The sequence below is a fragment of the Streptomyces sp. BPTC-684 genome, from assembly GCF_030028635.1.
In the GTDB taxonomy this organism is placed as follows: domain Bacteria; phylum Actinomycetota; class Actinomycetes; order Streptomycetales; family Streptomycetaceae; genus Streptomyces; species Streptomyces noboritoensis.
Genome location: NZ_CP124863.1, coordinates 1233751 through 1246360 on the forward strand (window position 1 = coordinate 1233751; position 12610 = coordinate 1246360).

Consider the following 12610-nt stretch of genomic DNA (forward strand, 5'->3'; position numbering starts at 1 on the left):
CGGTACGGAGGGGTACGGGGAGTTGGAGCGCAGGACTATCGGTGCGGCGGCCCTGGAGGTGGGCGCGATCGGCCTCGGCTGCATGCCGATGAGCTGGGGTTACACCACGTCGCAGCAGCGCGGGGACCGCTCGCTGCGCGCCGTGCACGCCGCGCTCGACGCCGGGGCCACCCTGCTCGACACGGCGGACATGTACGGCCCGTTCAAGAACGAGCTGCTGGTGGGCCGGGCCCTGAAGGAGCGCCGCGCGGACGCCTTCGTCGCCACCAAGTGCGGACTGCTGGTGGGCGGCGACGCGCACGTCGTGGCCAACGGGCGGCCCGGCTATGTGAAGCGCGCCTGCGACGCCTCGCTGCGGCGGCTCCAGACGGATGTGATCGACCTCTACCAGCTGCACCGGGCGGACCCCGAAGTGCCGGTCGAGGAGACCTGGGGCGCGATGGCGGAGCTGGTGACGGCGGGCAAGGTGCGGGCGCTCGGGGTGTGCGCGACGGGCGGCTCCCGGACGGCCCGCCGGTCCGGCGCCCCTTATGAAGTGACGATACGTCAACTGGAGCGCGTGCAGCAGGTCTTCCCGGTCAGCGCCGTCCAGGCGGAGCTGTCGGTGTGGTCGCGGGAAGCGCTGGACGCGCTGCTGCCGTGGTGCGCGGCGCGGGGCGTGGGCTTCCTGGCCGCGATGCCGCTCGGCAACGGCTTCCTCACCGGCACGCTCACCCCGGGCCAGGGCTTCGAGCCGGACGACGTACGGGCCCGGCACCCCCGCTTCACCGCCGAGATGATGGCGGCCAACCAGCCCGTGGTGGCGGGGCTGCGCCGGGTCGCGGCGCGCCACGGGGACGGGGTGACCCCGGCCCAGGTCGCCCTGGCGTGGCTGCTCGGCCGGGGCCCGCACGTGGTCCCGGTCCCGGGCACCAAGCGCGAGGAGTGGGCCCGCGAGAACGCCGCGGCGGCCGGGCTCGCGCTGACGGCGCGGGACGAGGCGGAGATCGAATGGCTGCCGGGGGCGCGGGGGTCGTGGGACTGAGGGGGCCCGGGACTGAGGAGGCCTGGGGCTGAGGGGTCCCGCAGGGCCGGGTAAGGCGATCAGGGAATCGGGAACCTGAGCGGCTCGGGCGGTGTAAGTACGGTAGAGACCGCAGCCGCTCGAAAGGAAGCGAACCGTGCAACGTCCTGCTGTGACGGCCCTGTTGGCCGCTGCCGCGCTGGTGCTCGCGGCCGGGTGCTCGTCCGGGACCGCACCGCGGCCCGACGGCGGCGCCCGCTCGACGCCCGCGCCCAGCTCCCCGGGGGCCTCCACCTCCGCGCCCGCCGCCGATCTCCCGCCCCCGAAGGGCTCGGTGAAGGTCACCAGAACCGTGGCCCAGGGCCTGAAGTCGCCCTGGGGCGTGGCCCCGCTGCCCGACGGGGGCCTGCTGGTCGCCTCGCGCGACGAGGGCACGGTCAGCCGGATCGACGCGGCCGGCAAACAGACGGTGATCGGCAGCGTTCCTGGGGTCGAACCGGGCGGCGAGGGCGGCCTGCTCGGCCTCGCGCTCTCCCCCGCGTTCGCCTCGGACCACCAGGTGTACGCGTACTTCACCACCGAGTCCGACAACCGCATCGCCCGCATGATCTACGACGAGAAGCGCCCGGCGGGCGAGCAGCTGGGCGCGCCCGACACCATCCTGCGGGGCATCCCCAAGGGCACCATCCACAACGGCGGCCGGATCGCCTTCGGCCCGGACAAGATGCTGTACGCGGGCACGGGCGAGACGGGCGACCGGGGTCTGGCCCAGGACAAGAAGTCGCTGGGCGGCAAGATCCTGCGGATGACGCCGGACGGGCAGCCGGTGCACGGCAACCCCGAGGCGGACTCGGTGGTGTACTCGTACGGCCACCGCAATGTGCAGGGCCTCGCCTGGGACAGCGCGAACCGGCTGTGGGCCTCGGAGTTCGGCCAGGACACCTGGGACGAGCTCAATGTGATCGGGCCGGGCGACAACGACGGCTGGCCGCTGGTCGAGGGCAAGGGGAACAAGCCGGGGTTCGTGGACCCGGTGGAGCAGTGGAAGACCTCGGACGCCTCACCCAGCGGTGTCGCCTATGCGGCGGGCAGCATCTGGATGGCGTCCCTGCGCGGCGAGCGGCTGTGGCGCATCCCGCTCGACGGCGCCAAGCCGCTCGCGCGGCCCGAGGCGTTCCTGACGTCCACGTACGGACGACTGCGCACGGTGATAGCGACGGGGCCGCGCACCCTGCTCCTGGTCACCAGCGAGACCGACGGCCGGGGCACCCCGAAGCCGGGCGACGACAAGATCCTGGAACTGGAGGTGACGTAGGCGCAGGGGTGACTTAGGCGCAGGGGGCAGGGCGCGCCGAGCCGCGCCCCGCACCCCCGCCCCCGTTCAGGCCGCCTTCTCCGTGAAGAGGTTGAGCCGGTGGGCCAGCGCGGCGGCCTCGCCCCGGCCCGAGACGCCCAGCTTGGCCAGGATGTTGGAGACGTGCACGCTGGCCGTCTTCGGGGAGATGTACAGCTCCTCGGCGATCTGCCGGTTGCTGTGTCCCGCGGCGACCAGACGCAGGACGTCCTGCTCCCGGCTGGTCAGCCCGAGCGCCCCCGCCGGGTCGGCGGGCTCGTCCGGGACGGCGGGCTCCGGCGCGGTGAGCGGCAGCCGGGCCCGGCGGGCCAGCAGCTCCAGCTCCTCCACCAGCGGCCGGGACCCGAGGCGTACGGCGGCGGAGTGCGCCTGCCGCAGCAGTGTGCCGACCCTGTCGCGCTGGTTGCCCTCGGCGAGCAGCGCGGCGGCCCACCGGTGGCAGACCCGGGCGAGTTCGTACGGGCGCTCAAGGGGCTGGAGCGCGGTGGCGGCCGCCTCCCAGCGGGCCGCGTCGTCCCGGCCCTCGGCACGGGCCAGTTCCGCCTCGACGCACAGGGCGTACGCCTTGGTGACCGGGCTGGGGGTGGCCATCGTCCGGGCCGCCGAGCGGATCAGGGCCAGGGCCTCGTCCCGGCCGGGCCCGGCGGCGGGCAGCCCGCGCAGATCGGCCTCCACGGCGGCGGCGGTGATCAGCAGCGGCCAGCCGTACCGCTGGGTGCCGGGCGGGAAGCCGGCCTCGGCCGCGCGCGCGAGCACGGCGCGCGCGTCGGCGAACCGGCCCTGCCCGGCCGCGACGGTGAGCTCGGCCCGGGCCACCTGCAACGCGTTCTGCGGGAGCAGGTCGCGGGCGCCGAAGTGGCCGACGGCGTCGGCGAGACGGGTGGCGGCGAGCTCCAACTCGCCGCGCAGCAAGGAGAGTTGGGCAAGGCGGAGTGCGGAGTAGCCCCTGGGCTTGCCGCTCACGCCGGAGCGCTGGACCCACTCGACGCGCTCGGTGGCCTCGTCCCAGCGGCCGAGGCTGAGCAGGGCGTCGGACTCGTTGGTCGCAGCCCAGGCCTCGTTGTCGAGGAGGCCGAACTTGCGCGAGACCTGTACGCCCTGGGCCGCGGTCCGCGCGGCCTCCTGGGAGCGGCCGACCGATTCGAGACTGGAGGCGAGGTTCACATAGCCGCGGCCCGCCTCGCCGACGAGGCCGAGTTCCAGGGAGCGATCGATGACGCCGCGCATCGCGGCGAGGCCGCCCTCGATGTCGCCCGCGTCGACCATCAGGCTGCCGAGGGTGAGCCGGGCGTTGAGTTCGATCTCCTCGGCGTCGACCAGCTTGGCGTACTCCACGGCGCGTTCGGCGGCGGCGAGCGACTCGGGGCCGGGGCGGTGCAGCATGCCCCAGCCCGCGGCGGTGGCCAGGACCGCCGCGTGCACGGCGGACGGCGGCAGTCCGCGCACCAGCTCCTGGGCGGTGGCGATCTCGTCCCAGCCGTCGCCGCGCCCGAGGTTCTGCACCAGCTTGGAGAGCTCGGTCCAGAACCAGGCGGCCCGCAGCGGGTCGCCGTGGGGGGTGCCGGGCGGGGCGTCCCCCTCCTCGGACTCGATGAGCCGCAGCGCGCGCTTGGCCGTCTTCACGGCGCGCTCGCGTTCACCGCTGAAGCGGGCCGCGACGGCCGCCTCGGCGAGCAGGTCGAGGTAGCCGAGCGGGGTGGTGGCGGGGTCGCAGGTGCCGCACGAGGGGTAGGCGCCCGCGTAGTCCAGCGGACGCAGGTCGGAACGGACCTCGGCGGGGACCGAGTCCCACAGCTCCATGCCGCGTTCGAGCAGGCGCAGCTGCTCGGAGTAGGCGTGCCGCTTGCGGGCCTCGACGGCGGCGCGCAGCACCACGGGCAGCGCCTTGGCGGCGTCGTTCGCGCAGTACCAGTAGCTGGCGAGCCGGGTGGCGTGCACGTCGGCGCGGACCAGCGCGGGGTCGGCCTCCAGGGCCTGGGCGTAACGGCGGTTGAGGCGGGAGCGCTCGCCGGGCAGCAGGTCGTCGCTGACGGCCTCGCGGACCAGCGAGTGCCGGAACCGGTAGCCGTCGCCGTCCTCCGTCGGCAGCACGATGTTGGCGCCGACGGCCGCCCGCAGCGCCGTGTTGAGGTCGTCCTCGGCGAGCCCGCAGACCGCGGCGAGCAGCGGGTGCTCCACGGTGGAGCCGCCTTCGGCGAGGATGCGCACGACGAGCTGGGCGTTCTCGGACAGCGCCTCGACCCGTACGAGCAGCAGGTCGCGCAGGGAGTCGCTGAGGCCGCTGCCGGGGACGCAGCCCGACTCGTGGCAGACGCTCAGCTCCTCCACGAAGAAGGCGTTGCCGTCGGAGCGCGCGAAGATCTCGTCCACCAGTGCCTGTTCGGGCTCGGCGGCGAGGATTCCGGTGAGCTGGCGGTGGACCTCGCCCCGGTTGAAGCGGGACAGCTCGATGCGCCGGACCGTGCGCAGCCGGTCGAGTTCGGCGAGCAGGGGGCGCAGGGGGTGGCGGCGGTGGATGTCGTCGGCGCGGTAGGTGGCGACGACGACGAGGCGGCCGCGCCGCAGGGTGCGCAGGAGGTAGGCGAGCAGATGGCGGGTGGAGGCGTCCGCCCAGTGCAGGTCTTCGAGCACCAGGACGACCGTGCGGTCGGCGGCGGTCCGCTCCAGGAGTCGTACGGTGAGTTCGAAGAGGCGGGCGGTGCCGTCCTCGCCGGTCTCCCGGCTGGCCTCGCCGAGCTCCGGCAGCAGCCGGGCCAACTCCTCCTCCTGTCCCTCGGCGGCCGCGGCGAGCTCGTCGGGCAGTCGGCGGCGCAGGGTGCGCAGGGCGGTGGAGAACGGGGCGAACGGCAGGCCGTCGGCGCCGATCTCGACGCAGCCGCCGACCGCGACCACGGCTCCGGCGTCGCAGGCGGCGTTGGTGAACTCCTCGATGAGCCGGGTCTTGCCCACCCCCGCCTCACCGCCCACCAGCAACGCCTGCGGCTCGCCCGCGGTGGCGCGGGCGAGCGCTTCGGTCAAGGCGGTCAGTTCACCGGCGCGGCCGACGAACACGGGGCTGAAAGACCTGGTCTCCACGTCGCCGAGCATCGCACAGCCGTCCGGTCCCGCGGCACCCGTGGTGACGGTCGAGGTCATCGCGGTCCTCGCGGCGCTCAGGCGGCGTGCGCGAAACGGTCGCGCAGGTCCCGGAGGTGGCTCACCCGCCCCTCGCCTTCGTGGTCGGCGTTGCGCCGGGCCCGGCGGGCGAGGCGGGCCTGGCGGACCAGCCGCTGGGCGTTGGCCTCGCGGAGCAGCTCGGCCTGGTTCACCTTGTGCATCTCGTACGCGAACATCTCGGGCTCCCTGGTGCCCCTGGTGCGGGGCTCTTGTTGGTGGTTCATCGCTTCCTGCGATGCCTCAACTCTCGTCTCCCAGGGGGTTCCGGCACATCGGGAGAGTGCCGCATCCGCACGGCGGCGGGGCCTTAGATGCGCCTAGGGCGGCGGGGTGGGGTGCTTAGGCGTCCGGCAGGGGGCTTAGACGCCGGGCGGATGCCTTGGTGGATGCCTTAGGGGCGGGCCGGTGGAAGAGTGGGGCGCACCCAGCCGACCCATGGAGCCGAGATGACCGACCCGTCCCCGCACCTGCCCTACGGCACCCCCGACGCCCCCCGGATCGCGGTCCGGGGCGAGGCCGTGCTCGACGTCGACCCGGAGATCGCCCGGCTCGGTGTGGCGGTCACCGCGCGCGGCACCGACCGCCGTACCGCCCTTGAGGACCTCACCCGCCGCAACGCGGCCGTCCTCGACCTCGTCAAGTCGTACGGGGAGGCGGTCGAGCAGCTGGAGACGGGCTCGTTCTCGGTCAGCCCCGAACTGGGCAAGTTCGGCCGGGGCGAGCGGGTGCGCGCGTACCACGGGCAGGTGCGGGTGACGGTGGAGCTCGGTGACTTCACGGCGCTCGGCGAACTCGCCTCGCGCCTGGCCTCGCTCGAACTGACCCGGGTGGACGGCCCCTGGTGGGGCCTGCGCCCGGCCTCGCCCGCGTACGGAAAGGCCCGGCGCCGGGCCGTCGAGCAGGCGGTGGAGCGCGCCCGCGAGTACGCGACGGCGCTCGGCAGCGAACTGGTGGCGCTGCTCGAACTGGCCGACGAGGGCGCCGAGGACGCGCGGCCGTATCCGGTGGCGGCGCCCGGGATGATGCGCGCGGCGGCGTACGGCGGCGGCGCGCCGGAGAGCGTCCCGGCGCTCGATCTGGAGCCTCAGCGCCAGACCGTGCACGCCGCCGTCCTCGCCCGCTTCACGATGGCGCCCCCGGCGCTCTGAGCCGTCAGGAGCCGGTCGAGGGCAGCGTCGCGAACAGGTCGAAGTACATCCCGACGGAGAGCAGCAGGCCGATCGCGCCGAGGACGAGGCCGCCGAGCGCGACCGCCCGTACCCAGACGGGCTGCGGGTGGGCGTCGGGGGCGCCGAACGCGGGGCGTGCCAGGACGAACGCGCCGACGAGCAGGGCGAGCAGGGCGAAGCCGCCGTTGACGGCGGCGGTGGTGTGCCAGGAGTCGCCGTAGATCTCGTGGATCTGCGCGGAGGCCGAGCCGCCCTGGGCGGTCTTGATCTGGCCGAGCAGGGTCTCGCGCTCGGAGAGGACCTTGCCCGTCCAGGTGCCGGTGAGCGAGGCGAGGCCGAGCGCCCCGGAGACGACGGCGGCGGCACCGGCGCCGATCCCGGTGCGGACGGGAGGGGCGGGCGGAAGGTCGTCGCCGAGCTCGTCCTCGTCGTCCGGGGCCTGTGCGGCGGCGTCAGTGGCGGCGGCCTCCGACTCCTCGGCAGCCGTCGCCTCGGCGTCGGCTTCGTTGTCGGTCTTGGTGGTGGCGGGAGTGGCAGTCATGCCGGGGACGGTAGGCGGCGTTTCTGAGAGGCGCCTTAACGGGCGCTACCGCGCCCGATAAGGGGCGCGGGGCCGTGACATTGTGCGGCTCCGCCGCGTGGGCGCGACCATCCCCCAAGCTCTCAACTTCGTTCGAGCAGGGGGGACCCCCATCGCACGGTCCGCAGCCGCTCACCTACAGAGGCTCACCGCTCCTCACGCGCACCGCGCCACTCGGGAGCCAGCACCGACCACACCTCGGTGTCCTGGCGTTCGCCCCGGTACGGGTAGTTCGACCGCAGCACCCCGTCCCGCGACATCCCCAGCCGCTTGGCCACGTTGATGCTCGCGGTGTTGCCGGAGGCGGCGAGCCACTCCACGCGGTGGATCCCGCGCTCCTCGACGGCCCAGTCGATCAGCACCCGGACCGCGCGCGTGACGAGCCCGCGTCCGACCGCCGACTCCTCCAGCCAGCAGCCGGCCTCGGCGGTGCCGAGCCGGGCGTCGAACGTACGGAAGAGGACGCCGCCGACGAGCGTGCTGTCGGACCAGATGCCGTAGATGCGCCCGGTGTCGGCGGCCGCCTTGTCCGCGTACCCCTGGAGGAACGCCCGCGCCGATTCGAGGTCCTTGCTCACCTCGGCGAGCAGGATGAACTGCCCGATGAAGTCACGCCCCCGGTCGATGTGCGCGAGGTACTCCTCGGCGTGGTGCGGCTCCAGCGGCCGCAGCTCCGCGCCGTCGTCCCCCAGCGATATCGCGAACATCCCGCTGCTCCCTCATGCTCATGTGTCCTGCATGATTCCCGTACGGCTAGCTCACGAGCTCGTCCACCGGCTCGCTCGCGCGCTGCACCGGTATCGTCGCACGACGGCACTCGGGCGGTTCGATGCTGATCCGCGGAAGCCGCCGGTCCAGCCAGCCGGGCAGCCACCAGTTGGCGCCGCCGAGCATGTGCATCAGGGCCGGTACGAGCAGGGTGCGCAGGACGAACGCGTCGAGCGCGACGGCCGCCGCGAGGGCGATGCCGAACATCGCGATCACCCGCTCGCCGCTGAGCACGAACGCCAGGAAGACCGAAATCATGATCACGGCGGCCGAGTTGATCACCCGGCTGGTCTCGGCGAGGCCGACCCGGACCGCCCGCCGGTTGTCGCCGGTCTCCAGCCACTCCTCGTACATCCGGCTGACCAGGAACACCTGGTAGTCCATGGAGAGCCCGAAGAGCACCGAGACCATGATCACGGGAAGGAACGGCTCGATCGGGCCGGAGCGGCCGAGGCCCAGCAGCTCGCTCCCCCACCCCCACTGGAAGACGGCGACGACGATCCCGAACGCGGAGGCCACCGCCGCCACGTTCATCGCGGCGGCCTTGAGCGGGATGCCGATCGAGCGGAAGGCGAGGAGCAGCAGGACGCAGCCGAGGGTGATCACCACACCGACGAAGAGCGGCAGCTTCCCGATGATCACTCCCGCGAAGTCGTCGTAGCTCGCGGTCACCCCGCCCACGTGGACGTCGAGCGAGGTGCCCTTCTCGGCGCCCGGCAGCACCTCGTGGCGCAGCCGGTCGACGAGGGCGCTGGTGTCCTGGGACTGCGGCGCCGAGTCCGGCACCACGGTGAGGACGGCCGTGTCACCGCTGGCGTTGTACGTCACCGGGCTCACCGAGGCGACGCCCTGGCTCGACCGCAGCACGCCGGGCAGCCGCTCCATGGCGAGCCGGTCGTCGGCGCCGTCGAGCTTCGCGGCGAGGGTGAGCGGCCCGTTGACGCCGGGCCCGAATCCGTCGGCGAGCAGGTCGTAGGCGGTGCGGGTGGTGGACTTCGCCGGGTTGTTGCCCTGGTCGGAGGTGCCCAGGTGGAGCGAGAGCGTGGGCAGGGCGAGCACCAGCATCACCACGGCGGCGACCGCGCCGAGCAGCTTGGGGCGGCGCTCGACGAAGGCGGACCAGCGGGCGGCGAAGCCGGTGGGCGGCTCCGGCTGCGGCCCGTGCTCGGCGAGCCGGCGCCGCTCGCGGCGGCTGAGCGCCCGCGTCCCGATGAGGGAGAGCAGCGCGGGCAGCAGCGTCACGGACGCGGCGACGGTGAGGACGACGGTCAGCGAGGCCGCGACGGCGACCCCGTTGAGGAAGCCGAGCCGCAGGATGAGCATGCCGAGCAGCGCGATGCAGACGGTCGCGCCCGCGAAGACCACCGCCCGCCCGGTCGTCGCCACGGCCCGGGTCGCGGCCTCGTCGACGGAGAGCCCCTGACGCAGGCCGCGGCGGTGCCGGGTGACGATGAACAGGGCGTAGTCGATGCCGACGCCGAGGCCGATGAGCAGGCCGAGCATGGGCGCGAAGTCGGCGACGGTCATGGCGTGGCCGAGCAGCCCTATGCCGGCGTACGCGGTGCCGACGGAGATCACCGCGGTGACGATGGGCAGGATGCTGGCGGCGAGCGAGCCGAAGGCGAGGAAGAGGACGACGGCCGCGACGACCACGCCGACGATCTCGCTGAGGTGCGCGGAGCTGGTCTCGGTGAGCGCGGCGGCGCTGCCGCCGACCGCGACCTGGAGGCCGTCCGCGGAGGCGGCCTTCGCGGTGTCGACGACGGCCCGCGCCTGGGCCTCGGGGATGTCGTCGGCGGCCCGGTCGAAGGTCACGGAGGCGTAGGCCGTGCGGCCGTCCGCGCTGATCTGCGCACCGCCGTCGCGGCCGTACGGGCCGGTCACGGAGGCCACGCCGGGGAGCTTCGCGACCGTGCCGAGGGCCTTGGACATGCGCTGCTGCACGTCGGGGGCGCGTACGGATCCGTTGTCGGTGCGCCAGACGACCGTGTCGGTGTCGCCGCCGCGGCCGCCGTGGAATCCGGCGTCGAGCAGGGCGGTGGCGCGGCCGGACTCGGTGCCGGGGACTTCGTAGTCGTTGGAGTACGCGGAGCCGGCGACGGCGGTGGCGGCCGTGGCGCCGCCGAACGCGAGGAGCCAGAGCAGGACGGCGACGAGGCGGTGCCTGATGCACCACCGTGCGATGGCTGCCAACGAATGTGCTCCCTGGATGGTTCGTGGGTCTTTGCCCGGGAACAGCCGGTACGGCTTGAACAGCCCGCAAAGAACGCATGACCTCTACGCGCTGCAACTCTGACAGCGAATAGTGATCGTTTGCCCGTTTCGTGGGGTTACTCACAGGACGGGCACAGGGAGGGTCCCGGGCCCATGCGGACAGGAGCCCCAAGGACGCCTTCCGTCACTTGCGGCGGGCGCAGGTGACGAGCAGGTCCTCGGCGCCGTCGCCCCGGAAGGCGAGGGTCAGCACGCCCTTGCTGTAGCCGGCCTCGACGGCGGTGCCGATGCTCGACCAGCCGCCGGAGAGCGTGAAGAGCTCGGAGAACGACCGGGAGACCTTCTCCGGCATGCTCGTCAGCGTGAAGGCTTCCTGGTCCTCGGACTCGGCGTCGCCCGTGGGGGCGTCGGTGCTCACCGAGAGGACGGCGCCGTCAAGCATCCACTGACCGGACATTCCACCCCATTGAGTGACAGACCAGTGACCATCGGGATTGACCGTCAGGACGCCCTGGTGGTTCTGGTTCGAGCGGTAGGCCCACTCGCCCTTCACGAACGCCTTCAGCGCCTGCTTGCGCGGCCCCTCCGCCGCGCCCGCGCCGGTGCACGCGGACACGGCACTGGCCGCCGTCCCCAGCGCCAGATACCGCAGCGCCGTCCGGCGCCCGAGCACTCTCACCGCTTCTCGCCCGTCCACGCTCGGCACCCTATAGACGTTCCGGAACGAGGTCACCCGGCAGGAGGGTTTGATTCCGCGCCACCGTGGCATATGACTCGGCCCCCGCATCGCATGGATGCGGGGGCCGACTCGTACACGTACTACGTACGTGAGGAAGCCGCCGGGGATCAGCCCTCGCTGACGCCCAGCTTCTCCAGGATGAGCTCCTTGACGCGGGCCGCGTCCGCCTGGCCGCGGGTGGTCTTCATGACCGCGCCGACCAGGGCGCCGACGGCCTGCACCTTGCCGCCGCGGATCTTGTCCGCGATGGCCGCGTTGCCCGCGATGGCCTCGTCGACGGCCGCGCCCAGCGCGCCCTCGTCCGAGACGACCTTCAGACCGCGCTTCTCGACGACCGCGTCCGGGTCGCCCTCGCCCGCGAGGACGCCCTCGATGACCTGGCGCGCCAGCTTGTCGTTGAGGTCGCCGGAGGCCACAAGCGCCGCGAGGCGGGCCACCTGGGCCGGGGTGATGGGCAGCTCGTCCAGGGCCTTGCCCTGCTCGTTGGCGTTGCGCGCCAGCTCGCCCATCCACCACTTGCGGGCGGCCGCGGCGTCCGCGCCCGCCTCGATGGTGGCGACGATCGGGTCGACCGCGCCCGCGTTGAGGATCGACTGCATGTCGTGCTCGGAGACGCCCCACTCCTCGCGGAGCCGGTTGCGGCGCACCCGGGGCAGCTCGGGCAGCCCCTTGCGGAGCTCCTCGACCCACTCGCGGGCCGGGGCGACCGGGACGAGGTCGGGCTCCGGGAAGTACCGGTAGTCCTCGGCGTTGTCCTTGATGCGGCCGGAGGTGGTGGAGCCGTCGTCCTCGTGGAAGTGACGGGTCTCCTGCACGATCGTGCCGCCGGACGAGAGCACCGCCGCGTGGCGCTGGATCTCGAAGCGGGCCGCGCGCTCGACCGAGCGCAGCGAGTTGACGTTCTTCGTCTCGCTGCGGGTGCCGAACTTCTCGGTCCCGTTCGGGCGCAGCGACAGGTTCACGTCGCAGCGCATCTGGCCCTTGTCCATCCGGGCCTCGGAGACGCCGAGCGCCTTGATGAGCTCGCGCAGCTCGGCGACGTACGCCTTGGCGACCTCGGGGGCCCGCTCGCCCGCGCCCTCGATCGGCTTGGTGACGATCTCGATGAGCGGGATGCCCGCGCGGTTGTAGTCCAGGAGCGAGTGCGAGGCGCCGTGGATGCGGCCGGTGGCACCGCCGACGTGCGTCGACTTGCCGGTGTCCTCCTCCATGTGGGCGCGCTCGATCTCCACGCGGAAGATCTCGCCGTCCTCCAGCTGGACGTCCAGATAGCCGTTGAAGGCGATCGGCTCGTCGTACTGCGAGGTCTGGAAGTTCTTCGGCATGTCCGGATAGAAGTAGTTCTTCCGGGCGAAGCGGCACCACTCGGCGATCTCGCAGTTGAGCGCGAGGCCGATCTTGACGGCCGACTCGACGCCGATCGCGTTGACGACCGGGAGCGAGCCGGGCAGGCCGAGGCAGGTGGGGCAGGTCTGCGAGTTGGGCTCGGCGCCCAGCTCGGTGGAGCACCCGCAGAACATCTTGGTCTTCGTGCCGAGCTCGACGTGGACCTCGAGGCCCATGACGGGGTCGTACGACGCGAGGGCGTCCTCGTACGACAGCAGTTCGGTGACAGTCACAGTGGAAA

General features: G+C 73.1%; 10 protein-coding genes. 3 read left to right on the forward strand and 7 right to left on the reverse strand.

All coding sequences use genetic code 11. The annotated features are described in order from the left end of the window. Positions 1 to 22 precede the first annotated feature (22 nt). Both QIY60_RS05455 and QIY60_RS05460 read left to right on the forward strand, forming a co-directional pair. On the forward strand, positions 23 to 1024 hold the full coding sequence (locus QIY60_RS05455) for an aldo/keto reductase (protein WP_283141398.1): 1002 nt from the start codon (positions 23 to 25) through the stop codon (positions 1022 to 1024). A gap of 136 nt (positions 1025 to 1160) precedes the next feature. After that, positions 1161 to 2318: a PQQ-dependent sugar dehydrogenase gene (locus tag QIY60_RS05460; RefSeq protein WP_283141399.1), complete on the forward strand. Its 1158-nt coding sequence runs from the start codon at positions 1161 to 1163 to the stop codon at positions 2316 to 2318. Positions 2319 to 2384: 66 nt separating this feature from the next. Here the strand turns inward: QIY60_RS05460 and QIY60_RS05465 are convergent, their stop codons facing one another. Then, positions 2385 to 5492, reverse strand: a complete 3108-nt coding sequence (locus QIY60_RS05465; RefSeq protein ID WP_283141400.1) for a helix-turn-helix transcriptional regulator — start codon at positions 5490 to 5492, stop codon at positions 2385 to 2387. Between the two features lie 17 nt (positions 5493 to 5509). Further along, a complete protein-coding gene (locus QIY60_RS05470; RefSeq protein WP_283141401.1) occupies positions 5510 to 5737 on the reverse strand; it encodes a hypothetical protein in 228 nt (75 codons plus the stop codon). A 222-nt stretch (positions 5738 to 5959) separates the two neighbouring features. Here QIY60_RS05470 and QIY60_RS05475 point away from each other — a divergent pair, with 222 nt between their 5' ends. After that, on the forward strand, positions 5960 to 6661 hold the full coding sequence (locus QIY60_RS05475; protein WP_283141402.1) for an SIMPL domain-containing protein: 702 nt from the start codon (positions 5960 to 5962) through the stop codon (positions 6659 to 6661). Between the two features lie 4 nt (positions 6662 to 6665). On the opposite strand, the gene QIY60_RS05480 is transcribed toward QIY60_RS05475, so the two are convergent. The 5 genes from QIY60_RS05480 to gatB form a co-directional block, all read right to left on the reverse strand. Next, complete coding sequence (locus tag QIY60_RS05480) at positions 6666 to 7223, reverse strand: hypothetical protein (RefSeq protein ID WP_283141403.1); 558 nt, start codon at positions 7221 to 7223, stop codon at positions 6666 to 6668. 185 nt (positions 7224 to 7408) lie between these two features. Continuing rightward, a complete protein-coding gene (locus QIY60_RS05485) occupies positions 7409 to 7969 on the reverse strand; it encodes a GNAT family protein (RefSeq protein ID WP_283141404.1) in 561 nt (186 codons plus the stop codon). 46 nt (positions 7970 to 8015) lie between these two features. Then, entirely contained in the window at positions 8016 to 10223 is a 2208-nt protein-coding gene (locus QIY60_RS05490) for an MMPL family transporter (RefSeq protein WP_283141405.1), read from the reverse strand. Between the two features lie 205 nt (positions 10224 to 10428). Next, entirely contained in the window at positions 10429 to 10941 is a 513-nt protein-coding gene (locus tag QIY60_RS05495) for a hypothetical protein (RefSeq protein WP_283141406.1), read from the reverse strand. A gap of 149 nt (positions 10942 to 11090) precedes the next feature. Further along, positions 11091 to 12602, reverse strand: a complete 1512-nt coding sequence (gatB, locus tag QIY60_RS05500) for an Asp-tRNA(Asn)/Glu-tRNA(Gln) amidotransferase subunit GatB (RefSeq protein ID WP_283141407.1) — start codon at positions 12600 to 12602, stop codon at positions 11091 to 11093. Between the last annotated feature and the right edge of the window lie 8 nt (positions 12603 to 12610).